This is a genomic window from Neobacillus sp. GCM10027624, assembly GCF_042675345.1.
Lineage (GTDB): Bacteria > Bacillota > Bacilli > Bacillales > Cytobacillaceae > Neobacillus > Neobacillus cucumis_D.
Window position 1 is genome coordinate 125,406 of the sequence record NZ_JBHTHD010000033.1, and the last position, 15,524, is coordinate 140,929.

The 15,524-nt window shown below is 33.9% G+C and carries 16 protein-coding genes and 1 pseudogene; all 17 read right to left on the bottom strand.

Going from position 1 to position 15,524, the window contains the following annotated elements; all coding sequences use genetic code 11:
• Positions 1–12: 12 nt before the first annotated feature.
• Positions 13–156, bottom strand: coding sequence for a YwzD family small protein (locus ACFQZ9_RS30170; RefSeq protein WP_498947023.1), 144 nt, complete (start codon positions 154–156; stop codon positions 13–15).
• A 24-nt stretch (positions 157–180) separates the two neighbouring features.
• A pseudogene (locus ACFQZ9_RS30175) lies at positions 181–342 on the bottom strand (UDP-glucose 4-epimerase); the annotation flags it as partial.
• Between the two features lie 12 nt (positions 343–354).
• Positions 355–1,557, bottom strand: a complete 1,203-nt coding sequence (locus ACFQZ9_RS30180; protein ID WP_498947150.1) for a glycosyltransferase — start codon at positions 1,555–1,557, stop codon at positions 355–357.
• A gap of 30 nt (positions 1,558–1,587) precedes the next feature.
• Entirely contained in the window at positions 1,588–2,679 is a 1,092-nt protein-coding gene (locus ACFQZ9_RS30185; protein WP_498947151.1) for a glycosyltransferase family 1 protein, read from the bottom strand.
• Positions 2,680–2,726: 47 nt separating this feature from the next.
• A complete protein-coding gene (locus ACFQZ9_RS30190; protein ID WP_498947024.1) occupies positions 2,727–3,806 on the bottom strand; it encodes an EpsG family protein in 1,080 nt (359 codons plus the stop codon).
• Between the two features lie 31 nt (positions 3,807–3,837).
• Positions 3,838–4,731 carry a glycosyltransferase family 2 protein gene (locus tag ACFQZ9_RS30195; RefSeq protein WP_498947025.1) on the bottom strand — a complete coding sequence of 298 codons (894 nt, stop codon included), beginning with the start codon at positions 4,729–4,731 and terminating at the stop codon, positions 3,838–3,840.
• A 6-nt stretch (positions 4,732–4,737) separates the two neighbouring features.
• Positions 4,738–5,838, bottom strand: coding sequence for a glycosyltransferase family 1 protein (locus tag ACFQZ9_RS30200; protein ID WP_498947026.1), 1,101 nt, complete (start codon positions 5,836–5,838; stop codon positions 4,738–4,740).
• Positions 5,823–6,974: a glycosyltransferase family 4 protein gene (locus ACFQZ9_RS30205; RefSeq protein ID WP_498947028.1), complete on the bottom strand. Its 1,152-nt coding sequence runs from the start codon at positions 6,972–6,974 to the stop codon at positions 5,823–5,825. Before ACFQZ9_RS30205 ends, ACFQZ9_RS30200 begins: the two co-directional genes overlap by 16 nt.
• A gap of 19 nt (positions 6,975–6,993) precedes the next feature.
• A complete protein-coding gene (gene galU / locus ACFQZ9_RS30210) occupies positions 6,994–7,875 on the bottom strand; it encodes a UTP--glucose-1-phosphate uridylyltransferase GalU (protein ID WP_498947029.1) in 882 nt (293 codons plus the stop codon).
• Between the two features lie 14 nt (positions 7,876–7,889).
• Complete coding sequence (locus ACFQZ9_RS30215; protein WP_498947031.1) at positions 7,890–9,716, bottom strand: polysaccharide biosynthesis protein; 1,827 nt, start codon at positions 9,714–9,716, stop codon at positions 7,890–7,892.
• 34 nt (positions 9,717–9,750) lie between these two features.
• Complete coding sequence (locus ACFQZ9_RS30220; protein ID WP_498947032.1) at positions 9,751–9,891, bottom strand: hypothetical protein; 141 nt, start codon at positions 9,889–9,891, stop codon at positions 9,751–9,753.
• A 266-nt stretch (positions 9,892–10,157) separates the two neighbouring features.
• The gene (locus ACFQZ9_RS30225; protein ID WP_498947033.1) at positions 10,158–10,817 is read right to left on the bottom strand and encodes a CpsD/CapB family tyrosine-protein kinase; all 660 of its coding nucleotides are present in this window, start codon (positions 10,815–10,817) and stop codon (positions 10,158–10,160) included.
• Positions 10,795–11,535, bottom strand: coding sequence for a YveK family protein (locus tag ACFQZ9_RS30230; RefSeq protein ID WP_498947034.1), 741 nt, complete (start codon positions 11,533–11,535; stop codon positions 10,795–10,797). The genes ACFQZ9_RS30225 and ACFQZ9_RS30230 overlap by 23 nt, the downstream gene beginning before the upstream one ends.
• Positions 11,536–11,721: 186 nt before the next feature.
• Positions 11,722–13,521 (bottom strand): ABC transporter ATP-binding protein, encoded by a 1,800-nt coding sequence (locus ACFQZ9_RS30235; protein ID WP_498947035.1) that lies wholly within the window; start codon positions 13,519–13,521, stop codon positions 11,722–11,724.
• Positions 13,521–14,657 carry a nucleotidyltransferase domain-containing protein gene (locus tag ACFQZ9_RS30240; protein WP_498947152.1) on the bottom strand — a complete coding sequence of 379 codons (1,137 nt, stop codon included), beginning with the start codon at positions 14,655–14,657 and terminating at the stop codon, positions 13,521–13,523. Before ACFQZ9_RS30240 ends, ACFQZ9_RS30235 begins: the two co-directional genes overlap by 1 nt.
• Before the next feature lie 65 nt (positions 14,658–14,722).
• Positions 14,723–15,178, bottom strand: coding sequence for a lasso peptide biosynthesis B2 protein (locus ACFQZ9_RS30245; RefSeq protein ID WP_498947036.1), 456 nt, complete (start codon positions 15,176–15,178; stop codon positions 14,723–14,725).
• A gap of 40 nt (positions 15,179–15,218) precedes the next feature.
• Positions 15,219–15,524, bottom strand: a complete 306-nt coding sequence (locus ACFQZ9_RS30250; protein ID WP_498947038.1) for a lasso peptide biosynthesis PqqD family chaperone — start codon at positions 15,522–15,524, stop codon at positions 15,219–15,221.

Below are 15,524 nucleotides of genomic sequence, written 5' to 3' on the forward strand. Positions count from 1 at the left end.
TCTCCCGAATTATTATTTTCTCTCCGATAATACTTGTTGTTTTATTTCTTCGATTAAATCAGTAACATTTATGTTCTTTGAATCCTGACCTTTTCGATAAATTATTGTAAGGATTTCCGCAAATTTCTGTTGTGTAAGTGTTTCGGATAATGCCATGTTTCTAACCTCTCTTAATGATTATTAACTTTTAATAAAAAAATCCCCACTTTTGGATTTGTGGAGATTTTTTACTTCTGTTATTTTATTTTCATATCCATTTGGATTGTTTTTCTGCCACCGCCAGGAATCTGCACACATTTCTTCAATTCCTTTTTCCGCTTCCCATTCAAGCTCTAACTTTGCACACCTCCCCATTTATGATTCAATTAACGTATACAATTTTTCAACCTCGTTTTCATTTCCATAATCCACTGAAAGTGTGTTTGAGATAAGTTTATTTTTCAGTTGGTCATCATCTATCAATCTTTTAATTCCATTTACAATTCCAGCTACATCTTGCCCAGTGATTAAAGCATCGCTGCCGTCTGTTGCTTGGCTTTTAGCAGTTGGAAAATTCGTAATCACAACAGGCTTCCCTAATATTTGTGCCTCCCTAATCGTTACCGCTTTCCCTTCATACCTTGAAGGCTGAACATAAATATCACAGGCTTTAATATAAGGATATGGATTCGTTTTTTTACCTAATAAGTGAAAACGAGCTGACAAGTCTAATTGTTTAATAAGTTCTTTAAGTTCATTCTCTAGAGGACCATAACCTACCACATACCATTCGACATCATATCCTTCTCTCACTAGTTCCTTACATGCTTTGATGGCACGATCTAAGCCTTTCGCATGTGAAAGCCTGCCCACTGATAACAAGATGGTTTTTCCCATCGTCTTTTTAATTTCTTCCGGTATTTGTTCATTTGCCTGCTTCCTGACAAGTACTGGTGAAAGAATGTTTTCGATTACTGTTGTTTTTTGTCTTTGCTCAGGAAAAATGTTTATAAATGTATTTGAACATTCATGTGAAACGGCAACGATTTGATCAAGTTTGTTCCACATCCTGGATTCCAATTTTTTATTTAAACTTATATTAGAATAATCCGTATGAATCCAGCCAATCCGTTTTTTGGCTTTCACCTTTTCCCCGATAAAATGATGTGGCCATAGGAATCCTATGGCCACATCATATTCTTTATTTAAGTTTGGAAGAAATTGGTTCGATAACTCCCAACCATATTGAATAACAAGATAGCCAGGTTCATCGAAATTTTTTATTTTCCCATAAAAGGAACCAATAAATTTTGCCATTGTTCTAGAAATGGCAATTTGAAAATGGCCTTGTTTTGCTATCTGAGCAATGGGCATTCTAAAGGTTGTATAGGCTGACATTTCCGGAAGTAGATTGGGACCAGGCGGCAGAAAGGAAAGGAATTCACCCTCATGCTTAAATAACATTAAATCCACATCATATTTGCTGTAATCAATTTGACTTAATAGGCCGATCAGACTTCTTTCCACACCGCCAATGGCTAAATCAAAAGATGAAATTAAAATTTTTTTCTTCATTATGTAATCCCTCGCCTAAATTATATCGACAAATTAACTAGCTCCGTATAAATCAATCCATTCATTAACATTACTTCGGATGTTATAGCCCTTCTCAGATATCGTTTCCAAGATAAAACTACTGTTAGGTCTTTCTTTATTGATCGCATCCTTTACCTTTTGGCACCAAATATCAAGACCTTCTTTAAGGTCAATAAAAGTCGTTAAGCCTAATCCCATATCAGTCATTTTAGGTACAGCCGAGGATAAAACACATGGAGCACCGGAAGATTGTGCCTCCAAAACAACAATCCCGAATCCTTCAAATTTCGAGGGAAAAAGAAAAACGTCAAAAGCTTTCATAAGCCTTGGAATATCCGTTCGGACCCCCATAAATTTTACATGCTCAATAACTCCCAGTCTCCCAGCTTCAGCTTCCAATTGTTCCTTTAGTGGACCATCACCAATAAGCAATGCATAATATCTTTCGTCCTCTTTCAGTAATTTCTTTAATAGGTTTAGTAAAAAAATTTGGTTCTTTGAATCAGAAAACCTACCAACATGCCCTAAAATTTTTGCATCTTTTGGGAGATTCAATTCTTGAATAACACTATTTCTTGAATCTGCTTCTATTTTAGTAAATTCGCTAATATTTATTCCATTTTTAAAAATTCCAACTTTTCCACTATCGACCAGCTTTTTACCAAATAAAAACTGTGCTGCTTCTTTGCTACAGCTGCAATAGTTTGTTGCTGAAAGCTGAATGATTTTTTGCAAAACCTTTAAAGACACCTTATCTCTAAAATGGCCACCATTTGGCCAGTTGTTACTGTGAGAATGGCAAATTCGTTTTTTTACCCCAGATAATTTCGCCGCCAATGCTGGGAACCCACTTTGATAATCTGTATGAGAATGAATGGCAATATAATGATTAGATTTCATAATCTTCATTAGTTCCTTAATATAGTTATAAGGACCAAGCTGGCCTAAACTTGATATTTTAAAAGTTTTTCCGCCTAATTTTATAATTTCCTCTTCAAAATCATTCACCTTATTTGAATGAACAACAAAGTCAAATTGGAATTTTGTCCGGTCCAAATTACGATAAATATTCATGATTAACGTTTCTGCCCCGCCACGGTCCATTGCACTGACAATATGTAAAATCCTTTTGGGTGCTTGTTTCAACCTGTTCAACCCCCAAGTTGTATATAATCACTTAAATAATTAATATTTAAAGATATTACACTTTCGTAGTAATAATAAAGAAGATAACAAACTAATAGAGAATAATAGAAAAATTTTTGATCCTTTTCATGAATTAATTTAATAATCCAAGAAATAAGGATAAGCTGGTACAAATTAAAGTAAATCGAGAATCTTGCAAATATCCAGTTTTGGGTTGACACAATCATAAATACAAATCCAATAACCGCCATATTCACGATATAGTCACTTTCAGGAAAGATTCTCCTAAGCTTTTCTCTCCCAAAGTAGGCAATTACAAGAGGTGCTCCATAAACTGCCACTCTCATAATACTGGCTCCACCTTCATTAAAGTCTTTGTAATGCCCAAATTCCGTATCTTTAATGGCCGAAAATAAAACTGCTGAAAATTTATCAAACCCAATAACGATTAAAACAGCTAAAACTAATAGAATAAATGTTGCTTTTGACCAAGCTTTATACCTTACCATAAAGTAGATTGGGATCAATACTAATGCACTTTCATGAAATGCAGATGCAAAGAGGACGATTAAAATATATTTGAACCAATTACCATTAATAAGATATTTTGTACCAATAAAAATAATTGCCGCTGCAAGACATTGCCTCATTCCATTCATGGAAACCAAAAATAAACCACCTGTGATGTAGACATAGGTACTAAGCTCAAACAATCTAGAATATTTGTATAAAACTCCTACAATTAAAACGTTGGTGATCACAGCAGTTGTAAAAATTAAAATCTGCGAATTATTTGAGTAGTTTTTTAAAATCATTTGAAGAATTCCAAAACCTATATCTTTTTGAGATTTAATAAACTCCCAAGTAAAGTTATTCGTTTCATAGGAATGTTTGTAAAAAAAAGTATCCCCAATATTCGATCTAAGCCCTGAAATAAGAGCCAATGTTACCATGACTCCAAGAACTAATACTTTATTGGGTTTGATTGGAGCAACTGAATATGTTTGATTTGCAGAAATAGCAAAATATCTTGAAAAAAAGGACAAAATAAAAACTATGGCTAAATTAATCCATAGAATTGTCATAATTAAATTCCTTTCAGAATGTCATTTTTGGTTAATGATATAAGACAGTCCTTGTTTTCGTTTTTATATAAATATATAATAAAACACCAAAGGGAATAGCCATAAATGTTAGTCCCTTGGCAGGAGTCTCATTTAAGAAATTCCTATTTTTTATCATTAAACTACTTGATACAAAATGAATGGCCTGCCTAAATTTAAATGTTACACTTATAAACGGTAATTTCATTAATTCTTTGCGGTAGAAAGCAAAACCCCTGGGATTTTTTCGATACTGGTTATACATATTAAGTGACGAACCATCAGGCAGATATTCAACACAACAAAGGACCTCATTCATTAATAACATTTCAAACTGTTTATCCAACATATAATATTTATACGCGAGTCCTACATATTTCTCATTTTTAAAGATTGGATAGGGATATTTCCTTGTTAACTCCGTTCGATAAACAAGCTTTTTATCACCGCAAACTCCATGCTTATAATAAAGATCAAACAAAGTTGAAGTCTTTATGTTACTTGGTAATTTTGTTCCAATGATTCTTTCATCAGGAGAAGCATCCAGCCCAATAATTCCGCTAACTTTATCATTTCCGTTCTTTTCCCAAAAACTTTTTATCTCTTCAATTGCCTTTTCTGGCATATAATCATCAGAGTCAATACATACGTTTAACTCTGTATCAATCATTTCATAAGCTGTGTTATGAGCACCGTGCATTCCTTGATTTTCTTGCCAATGATATCTGATTTCAATCTTATTTTCTTTAATCCAGCTTCTAACAATTTCCCTTGTGTTATCTGTTGACCCATCATCAATTATTAACCAAATAAAATCATTACTCGTTTGACGAACAAGGCTTTGATAACATTTATGCAGGCAATATGCCCTATTAAAAGTCGGAGTAAAAACCGTTATTAATTTCAACTATGCTCACCCCGATATTTTCAAATAAAATTTTTCAATATTTACTGCGGTACCCTTTATTTCATAACCATGGTTTACTAATGAGTTAATAGAAATACTTCGATTTACCTTTGTATTATTAATTTTCTCTAACCATATGTTTGTATCATTTATGGGCAGGAACTCAACTAAATGAATCCCCATATCTACCTCACGTGATATATTTTCGGATATAAGGCACTTTAATCCAGCAGCTTGAGCCTCAATCAATGAAACAGGAAGCCCTTCATGTAGAGAAGGAAAAATAAACAGATCAAATGCATGCAGTAGTCGGTGGATATCGTTGCGGACCCCCATAAATTTTACATGATCTTCAAGTTTTAACTTTTCAACCTTCTTTTGAATATCCAAGCGCAGCGGTCCATCACCAATTAATATTAAAACTGAGTTTGGATTTATTTTGTGATATTTTTCAAATAAATGAATTAGAAATCCATGATTTTTTTGATGATTAAATCTGCCGACGTGCCCTAAAACTAATTGATTGTTTTTGAAATTTAGTTCCGTTCTGACTTCTTCCCTTGTTTCCTGCGAAAAGGAAAATTTTTCACATTCAATGCCATTTTTAATAATATGAATAGGGTTAGTATTATTTTTAAATAACCATTTCGCAGCAGTTTTCGAGCATGCAAATAAATTCGTCGCATTAGAGCGGATCGCTTTGCCTGCATACCATTTATAAATTTTTGAAGCAATTCCACCTTCACTACTTGTATTATGACTATGTGAAATGCGGATTGGAATCCCAGCCTTATTTGCTTCACGGAGAACCAATCCACTCATTTTATCCATATGTGCATGAATAATTTTATAATGATTATTTTCAGTTAAAAAATTTTTCAGTTCTTTTATATACCCAAAATGCCCCACCTCAGAAATGTATGGGATTCGATGTATTTTTCCACCCAATTGTTCTATTTCAGCATCAAATACACCTTCTTTACATGTTAAGAAGTCAAACTGAACTTTATCTCTATCAATATTTCGGTACAGATTCATGAGTAAAGTCTCTGCACCGCCTCTGTTCATATTGACAACTACATGCAAGACCCTTAATGGACTGCCCACTTTACATCCTCCATTTCTCCCATTTCAAGTCGGTAAATATTACTTTTTTCTTCTAATACCTTATAAACACTGTACTTTGAATGAATCATATTACGCCCTTGAATCCCGAATTCAATCCTTAATTGATGATTAACTGCAAGGGTTCTGAGCTTGAGAGAAAACTCTACCGGATTATTATCGATGATCCATCCATTATAGTTATTTTCAATTAACTCCCTGTGGCCACGATTATCATTCGCAATCACCGGCAATCCGCAAGCCATTGCTTCCATAATATTAACTGGAAGACCCTCACGGAGACTTGATGCAACGGCAATATCAGAAAGTTTCAATAGTTGCTCAATATCAGTCCTATATCCAAGGAACTCCACTTTATCCTTGATTCCCAGCTTTTGAGCAAGTTCCTGACATTCTTGTAATAGAATTCCCTCACCAGCAAGCAAAAGCTTTGCATTAGGAACTTGATCTTTAATTAAAGCCAACGATTCAATTAATAATTTTTGATTCTTATTCTTATTAAATTCAGCAGCATAAAACATTAAAAAATCATGAATCGCATATCCATGTTTTTTTCTTAATTCCGCTTTTAGTGAACTCTCTACTGGCCTAAATTTCTCTGTATTCACGCCCACACCATGTACATGTTTAATAGATTTAGCCTTGAATTTATGATTATTGGCAAGATTATAATCTTCTTGATTAATAGTAATTAGACAATCTGTATACCTGGATAAAAATCCCTCAATTGGATAATAAAGTATCCAATTGAGCATTGGTGCACCTTTACAAAAGTGAAAACCATGTGCCGTATAAATTACTTTTGTTCCCAACTTTCTTGAATGACGTGCAGCTAATCTTGCCAGTACTCCCCCCATCGGTGTGTGACAGTGGATAATTTTATACTGATTCTTATCAACAATTCCTTTAAGTTCTTTGTAAGCTGCTAAATTCAATTGATTGAAAGGAGACCTTTGGATTGGAATATTAAACTTTTTATCAGTATATGGAAGCTTCAAACTTCCCGATGCTGCAACATGAACCTCCCATCCTTGCTCCTTAAACCACTTTAAGTATGGTAAGTGAAAGGCTTTAAAGTGGTAATCCACTGTTGCACAAAAAAGCACTTTTTTATGCATAAATATCCTCCACCCCAAATTATTTATTTACCAATTCCTTATCTAGAACTGCTGATAAATATTCTAATAAATGAGTCCTTAAATCATCCCGCTGCAAGGCAAATTCGATACTTGTTTGAATAAAGCCCATTTTTTCACCAACATCATATCTTATTCCTTCAAAATCGTAGGCATAAACGGCTTCACGGTGATTTAAAGCAGCAATTGCATCAGTAAGTTGAATTTCGCCACCTGCTCCGGGTGTTTGTTGACCTAAAACTTCAAATATTTTTGGACTTAAAACATATCTTCCTAATATGGCAAGATTTGATGGGGCCTCATCCTTTTTTGGTTTTTCAACTAAACTATTTACACCATAAAAACGCTCGCCAATGTTTTTACCAGCAACGATTCCATATCTCGGAACATCACAATCAGGAACTGTTTGCACCCCTAAAATCGAAGCATTATATCTTTCATATTGATCAATTAATTGCTTTAAGCATGGTTTTTCTGCCCTTACAATGTCGTCCCCAAGGAGAACTGCAAAGGGCTCATTACCAATAAATTTCCTAGCGCACCAAATCGCATGGCCTAATCCTTTCGGTTCTTTCTGGCGAATATAATGGATATCGACAAGTTTTGAAGACTTTTGGACTTCATTTAATAGCTCAAATTTACCTTTTTCAAAAAGATTGTGTTCTAATTCAAAAGAATTGTCAAAATGATCTTCGATTGCTCTCTTTCCTTTTCCTGTTACGATAATAATATCTTCAATTCCCGACTCTACTGCCTCTTCCACAATATATTGAATGGTAGGTTTATCTACAATCGGGAGCATTTCCTTTGGCATCGCTTTTGTAGCTGGAAGAAATCTTGTACCAAGACCTGCTGCTGGAATAATCGCTTTTCTGACTTTCATTTTCTTGCACTCCTTTATACTGAGACAGATACTTTTTGCTTTGGTTCTACTTTATAATTTGCAAGCCTAATAAGCCTTTCCCGTATTTCCTCATGGCTTAAGCTTGAATAAATTGAGATAATATCCTCGATTTCTTGTATAAGCAATTTAGAAGTTTTACCAATATATATCTTCGGATAGATTTGTACATCATGGACTTCATCATCCTTTAATAATTCTTCGAATAATTTTTCTCCCGGCCTTATACCTGTAAACTCAATTCCAATCTCTTCGATAGAATTACCAGAAAGCTTAATTAAATTTTTTGCTAAATCAACAATTTTTACTGGATCCCCCATATCTAAAACAAAAATTTCGCCGCCATTTGCAAGGGCACCTGCTTGAAGAACTAGTCTTGACGCTTCAGGAATTGTCATAAAATAACGCACCATATCCGGATGTGTTACCGTAACTGGTCCACCTTGTTCAATTTGTCTTTTAAACAAAGGGATCACACTGCCCCTGCTGCCAAGTACATTTCCAAAACGAACGGTGACAAACTTTGTAGCACTTTCCTTATCCATGTTTTGGATTATCATTTCTGTCAACCTTTTCGTTGCCCCCATTACGCTGGTAGGATTAACTGCTTTATCAGTGGATACCATCACAAATGTTTTTGCACCATTCCAGCTTGCAGCATTCGCCGTATTCATGGTTCCAATTAAATTATTTTTTATAGCCTCCTCTGGGTTGGCCTCCATTAATGGAACATGTTTATGTGCTGCAGCATGATAGACACTATCTGGTTGATATGTACTCATAACAGACATCATTTTCTTTGCATCCTGTATATCTGCTATTACCGGTATAAAATCAATATCGGTATATTTAAATGTCTGCTGTAATTCCATTTCAATAGAATAGATACTGTTTTCACCATGACCGAGGAGAACAAGTTTTGCTGGATGAAAATTAGCTATTTGCCGACAAATTTCAGATCCAATCGATCCTCCTGCACCCGTAACCAAGACTACCCTATCTTTGATATTCTCCGAAATACTCTCAATATCTAACTCAACAGGCTCCCTCCCTAACAAGTCCTCCACTTGAACATCGCGGAATTGTTTAACAGATACCTTCCCAGTCATTAAATCTTCAAGCATCGGCAAAATTTGTGTTTTAGCACTTGTTTTCGCACATTCCTGAAAAATACTGTTTAATTCCTTCTTACTTAGCGATGGTATCGCAATTACAATATTGTCAATCTTTAACTCTCTTACAATCTCCTCTATATCAGTAATTCCACCTAAAACCGGTATTCCTAAAATATCTAAATGATGCTTCTTTTCATCATCATCGATAAATCCTACAGGTAGAAGGTCTGCATCCTGATTATGGTGAAGCTGTCTTACCACCATCGCTCCTGCAGATCCTGCGCCAACAATAAGAGTTCTTTTTTTGTTTTCAATCGGAGCAAGATATGAATCTCGGTACATTCTCCAACAAAAACGGGAACCACCTATTAGGGATAAATTAAGAAGCCATGTGACAAATAACAGTCTGTATAATGTTTCTCCAAGGATTAGTTGTTGAGAAAGGGCTGCAACTATAATTGAAATACTTACAACCTTTAGGATGATTAATAATTCACCAACACTTGCATATTCCAAAGCTTTTTTATAAAGATGAAATTTAAATGAAAGGAAATAATGACTCAGTAAAATGACGATTGAGCTTAAAACCATAGGAAAGGTGACAACATTAAAGGTTCCATTTACTAAAAAACGACTAAAAAAAATTGCTGTTAAAACAATACATGAATCAATAATAATAAATAACGACAATCTCTGGTGATAAGTCATACTTTCCCCCCTTTTGTACATACTCTTAATCTATTTAATTTACGTTTTGGCTTCTTAACGATATTGCATACTCAATTAATTTCTTAATTTCTTCAAGCTGATCTTTCGGAGCATCCTGTTTAATGTACCGAATTGCTTTTTTAATTGACTTTGGATATTTGTCAAAACTGTTCATTTTTACAACTCCTCTTAAAAAATGTTAATTATACGATCTTCATTAGAAGGACACATAATTAACATTTTTTAGAAAGTGGGCATCTAACCCGTCCTCACGTCACACTCTCGACGACTTGCGTCTAAGGTCCAAAAACCCACAGCATGACCGAGTGCCTCCATTTATATTGGAAAGGAGACATCTCCAATTTACACTAAAAAGCGTTTTATCGTTCCAAATAACGAACATACAGATGAAAAAAAAGTATAAAATCTTTAAAGTCATGGTCACTGATTTAATATAACCCCTACCAGTTTCGCTTTGGCAAATTCCAATACTTTTTTGGCCTCAGCTGCTTTTTCCAACTTAGTCTTTCCATTTTGAACCACTAAGACCACTCCATCGCATTGAGTTGATAAAAGCTTGGTGTCTGTAACTTCGAGAATGGAATTAGAGTCAATAATAACAGCGTCATAGAATTGCGATGTCTTCTTTAACAAATCATGCATCATTTGAGACCCCAATAATTCAACCGGGTTAAATGGAACTAATCCACTTGATAAAAGGTCAAGCCGCCAAATTTCTGTGTGATGAACAACCTCACCAAACGATAATCTGCCAGTTAAAACATCTGTTAAACCATTTGAGTTAGAAAGTTTAAAAAATGTATGTAAGGAAGGTTTTCTTAAATTTGCATCAATCAACAGAACCTTTTTCTTCTGTTGAGCCATTGATACGGCTAAATTAACCGCTGTTGTCGACTTTCCTTCTCCATCTCGGGGTGATGTAATTAAAAGAGTCCGACTCTTTTGCTCGACCAACATAAATTTAATATTGGTTTGGATCATTCGAAATTGTTCGGAGATAATAGATTCAGGATTAGCGTGAGTAACAATTGTCCTATGTTTTGCTGATGCTTTCCGTTTACTTATAATCAATCTTCTCACCCCGTAAATCTATTTCTAGCTTTGTATGAGTAACTTTTCTTTTCATATTCCTTTTGTTTGATTTCGGCACTCTCCCTAATACAGGAAGACCAAGTACTGTTTCGATTTCCTGTTCTGATCGAATTCGATCATCTAAAGATTCAATAAAAAAAGCTAAGCCAATTCCAACAATCAATCCACCTGCAATAGCAATAATTAATTTATTCAAATCATTCCCCTGATTAATCGGTATTGGTTTAACCTTTGCTTTTGATAGTATTCGCACATAATCTTTATCGAAAATGTTGGGCACTTCTTCCCTAAATACATTAGCTGTGGTGTCTGCAATTTTCGCGGCAAGTGAGGAGTCCTTATCGACTACACTAATATTTACAACCTGAGAACTCTCAATACTTGAAACAGTTATTTGTTGAGCCAACGCTTCTGCAGTTGTTTTAAGATCCATTTCTTTAATTACCTTATCTAAAATGGCCGAGTCTCTAACAATAACCTGAAGGGTCTTTCTCGATTCTTCGTCAGCTCCTATAATAATATTTGTTGAAGAACTATATAGTGGTACTGGCTTGGAGTTGCTTTGTATGAAACCTACTATTCCAGCAAGAGTGGTAATTATAGCAATAATCCAAAATCTACTTTTAATAACTAGAAATAATTCTTTTAAATTAATTTCCTTTGCTTTTCTTCGACCACCATTGTCAAATTGATTATAATTATTCATTAAACCACCTTTTTTAAATTATTGTTGTTCTAGATAAAGAACAAAGTAACAAAAAAAATATCTCTTACGCCGTAAAAGCATCATTTTACTTTTATTATCTTCTCATTTATTATATTAGTTCTTTATAAAGAACATGTCAATAAGATATATATTAACATTTCATTAAAAAAGGTGATATTTATTGAATCAAACGCTAACTTCCATTTGTTTTCTTAGTAAGCTACTAAACATTCCTCTTTTTTCACTTGCTAGTTGATTAAATTGTCCTTGTTGAATAATTTCACCTTGATCTAATACAACTACCTGATCGGCATTGCGTATGGTCGATAGACGGTGTGCGATAACAATAATTGTCATTTTTCCTTTCAGCTTCTCAATCGCCGCTTGGATTTTCGATTCATTTTCGGTGTCCAATGCACTTGTTGCTTCATCTAATATTAAAATCGATGGTTTACGGAGAATTGCCCTTGCAAGAACAAGCCTTTGACGTTCTCCACCGGAAAGCTTAATTCCCCTATCTCCAATTAGCGTATCAAGTCCATTAGGAAGCTTTCTTACAAAATCGGCTGCGGAAGCGAACTCTAATGCATCCCAAATCTGTTTCTCATTAGCATTTTGATCAATAATTAATAAATTTTCACGTAATGAAGCATTAAACAGAAATGGATCCTGAGGTACATAACTTATTGAACTTCTCAAAACAAGTAAATTATCACGCATTAAAGGTTTCCCATCAATTAAAACTTCCCCAATTTCCGGTCGATTCAGCCCCATTAATAGATCAATTAGTGTGCTTTTACCAGCACCTGATCGTCCAACAATAGCAGTCATTTGATTAGCAGGAAATTGTAAATTAATATTTTGTAGAGCGAATGTTTCCTCTGCTCTATTATATCTAAAGAATACATTTTTACATTCGATTCCTTTTTTTATAATAAGTGGATTAATAGCATGAATCATTTTTTCATTTATCTCTTGGTCATCCATACATTGCTTTTGCAGAGCTATGAGATTTTTAAATGAAGGCAATACTGCACCCAACTGTTCCAAGTTTGACTGTATCCCGGTGATCCTTGGCCATAATCTTGAAAATATAATAAGAATTAAAAATAAAGAAGCGGATTGCTCTTTGAACATTACTATAGAAATAAATATTAAAATTCCAATTAAAAATGCAGATACTCCCTTATAAATAAAGCTTGATTTTGTTTTTAAATCCACTGTTTTTTCAACATTTCTTTCCAATTGCTCATTTAGCTTTTTGAACCATGAGATATGATATTCTTCTAAATTGTTGCTTTTAATATCTTTGATACCGTTGAAATGATCGGTTATTCCTCCTATATAGGTTTGTGATAATTCAATATTATCCTGACCTAAATTAGCGGTTTGTTTAATAAACCTTCGCGAGAAAAAAACCATTAATAATCCAAATGCAGTAACCATTAGGGTCATCTTAATCGAAAATAAACAGGCAATTCCTATTTGAATAAGAGTAAATACAATGGAAGAGATGAAATTAAAAAAAAGATTGATTCCTCCACTAACACGACCCGTTTCAGTAATCATTGAGTTAATGAGATCGGACTTACGATTTTCTAGGAAAAAACTCCACTTAGCTAATAAAATGTATTTATATGTTTCTTCTCTTAAATGCCGTGCAAACCCTTGTTGAATTCTTGAATTTAAAATGGTTTGATTCCTTTGAAAAAAACTTTGTCCTATCATAACTAAAATGAATACAAATAGGATGATTAGAAATGAGACGTTTTGAGGTAGATCCTGTAAAATAGCAAAAAACTTATTATCAAAAAATATATTTTGACTTTTTACGTCTATAATTTTGGTTACATTTATTAACGGTATCAGTAAATAAATGCCCAACCCTTCAAAAAGGCTAATAATGATCATGGCAGAAAGGTTAAAATAAAGTATTTTCCCGGAAAAGGAATGGATTAGTTTTACAAAGTACATAGCTTCTTTCATTACGATTCCTCCAAGGGCAGTTCTTGTTTCCTAGCCTTCCTCCATAAACATAAAAAAGGTCTTAATATAAAATATAAAAAATGAAGATTACTAGGCAACGGTAATGTAAGGGTATCAATATGGTATGGGTATAATTGGCTTAATAGAAATAAAGCCTTTTGCTGACGTGACATTAACGCATATAAATGGCGCCCATGATATATAGAAACATCTTTTGGCAATGGATCATTATGTAGATTAATCATTTTTTTAAGATAAAATATCGCTCCTTGAGCCAGCAATTTTGAATGGTTATTCGTAATAAATCTCTGCATTTCTTTCGTTACCTTGGTATTTAGAAGTTGCGAAGTTAGGATAATACTTTGCCCGATGATATGAACGTTGTTGTGTTTTTTCATCAGAGATTGAATTTCCTTCCATTCTATCCCTTGTTCAATCATACGCTGAATATCAATTAACCAGCGCAGACGCGACCAACCATGTCTTCCACCATGGGAAACAAGAAATAAAAATAAATCCTCCCTGCCTAAAAAATAGATTGGATTGTTTGATAAAAGACTTTCTCTTTTACGTCCCCATAATTCTTTGAAGCTTGGTTCCTTTCCAGGTCCCGGATTAAGCCTCCAATGAATTTCCACCTTAATTTTTTTTGTCTCATGATAATAGGTAAGATGATGATGTCTCCATTTCCAATCTTCTAATACACTTTGTATATAATCATCTTTTACATAACCATTTGCTGCTAGAAGTTTGTGCATAGTTTCTAAGTTTTCCAATGATATAAGCAAATCTATGTCTCCACATGTCCTAAGTGAAACATCACCATAGATTTCCTTGCCAAGTATAGGTCCCTTTAAAAAGATAGCTTTTATAGCATTAGAATTAAATAATTTCGCTAATTGTTCCATCTCCCCACTCATATGAAGCATCTTGAAAATATTCTTCTTATAAAACCCGCTAAGCGTTTGGACAACAAATTGAGGGATCAAATTATCTTTAAAACTTTGAACTTTTGAAGATAATAAGGGATAAATCCTATGATGCATTGCTAAATCCAAAAACATCTTCCAATCAATATTATTGGATTCATTTCTTAAATATTTTTGAATATAGTTATCATTATCATTCTTTAACATTTCAAGTATCAGAATTAATTCTTTAGGAACATCCCGTACGTCTAAAATGAAGTCTTTCACTGTAATTACTCCTTATTAAACCTCGACTTTTTTGCAAATGTATACACAACTACAAATTTCTTCATTTCTTCTGCACCTGTCAAAAAAAGGGGACCACTCCGTAACCAGGCATGAGCAATCATTTCTCCATTCTCATTTTTGCCAGTTCCTAAATAGAGGGTACTATCAATTTTGCGCCGTTCCAGCATTTTCATAGCAGCAATTGCTTTTACCATACACAAGCTTTCCCATAAAGTGTATTTACTCATAATATGGATTGCATGCGATATCTGTTTTACTCTCTTACTATTTGCTGGGTCTATTTCAAAGGATGTTTCACTCATTTGAGAACCAAGAAGAGGGGAAACCCTATTGAAAGGGAAGGCTTTTAAAACTCTTGCCCATGCTAGTTGAAGATATGCTTCAATAAGTAAATTTTTTAATTGAAAATCTGAAGTGAAGAACAACCATACCTTTTTCACTTTTCATTATTCCTTCCTTACTAGCTAAACATTTTTTATTCTATATACTTTTTTCAATCATAATTAACTTTTGATTTAACAACTGCTCTAGAAAAGGGATGACCTCTTTCTGGCATTCACAACTTTCCACATCAAATTCATTAGTTAATTTTAAGATTAATTCATTGATAGAAATTGCTTTCTCTAAATACTTCCATATATCTCCGCCAATTTTACCTAAGTTATAGTATTTCCCATTTTCAATACTCATCATCACAGTATCCCCTGCCATATCGCTTATAATATTTCCCGGACTTTGGACTATAATTGATTCCATAGAGAGTTTATCTGTATCTAACATATTCAT

Excerpts from the sequence above, each read along its gene's own strand:
- ACFQZ9_RS30205 (WP_498947028.1), bottom strand. The coding sequence starts at position 6,974 with ATGCATAAAAAAGTGCTTTTTTGTGCAACAGTGGATTACCACTTTAAA.
- ACFQZ9_RS30185 (WP_498947151.1), bottom strand. The coding sequence starts at position 2,679 with ATGGACCGTGGCGGGGCAGAAACGTTAATCATGAATATTTATCGTAAT.
- ACFQZ9_RS30215 (WP_498947031.1), bottom strand. The coding sequence starts at position 9,716 with ATGACTTATCACCAGAGATTGTCGTTATTTATTATTATTGATTCATGT.
- ACFQZ9_RS30220 (WP_498947032.1), bottom strand. The coding sequence starts at position 9,891 with ATGAACAGTTTTGACAAATATCCAAAGTCAATTAAAAAAGCAATTCGG.
- ACFQZ9_RS30250 (WP_498947038.1), bottom strand. The coding sequence starts at position 15,524 with ATGAATATGTTAGATACAGATAAACTCTCTATGGAATCAATTATAGTC.
- ACFQZ9_RS30190 (WP_498947024.1), bottom strand. The coding sequence starts at position 3,806 with ATGACAATTCTATGGATTAATTTAGCCATAGTTTTTATTTTGTCCTTT.
- galU (WP_498947029.1), bottom strand. The coding sequence starts at position 7,875 with ATGAAAGTCAGAAAAGCGATTATTCCAGCAGCAGGTCTTGGTACAAGA.
- ACFQZ9_RS30230 (WP_498947034.1), bottom strand. The coding sequence starts at position 11,535 with ATGAATAATTATAATCAATTTGACAATGGTGGTCGAAGAAAAGCAAAG.
- ACFQZ9_RS30170 (WP_498947023.1), bottom strand. The coding sequence starts at position 156 with ATGGCATTATCCGAAACACTTACACAACAGAAATTTGCGGAAATCCTT.
- ACFQZ9_RS30240 (WP_498947152.1), bottom strand. The coding sequence starts at position 14,657 with ATGTTAAAGAATGATAATGATAACTATATTCAAAAATATTTAAGAAAT.
- ACFQZ9_RS30235 (WP_498947035.1), bottom strand. The coding sequence starts at position 13,521 with ATGAAAGAAGCTATGTACTTTGTAAAACTAATCCATTCCTTTTCCGGG.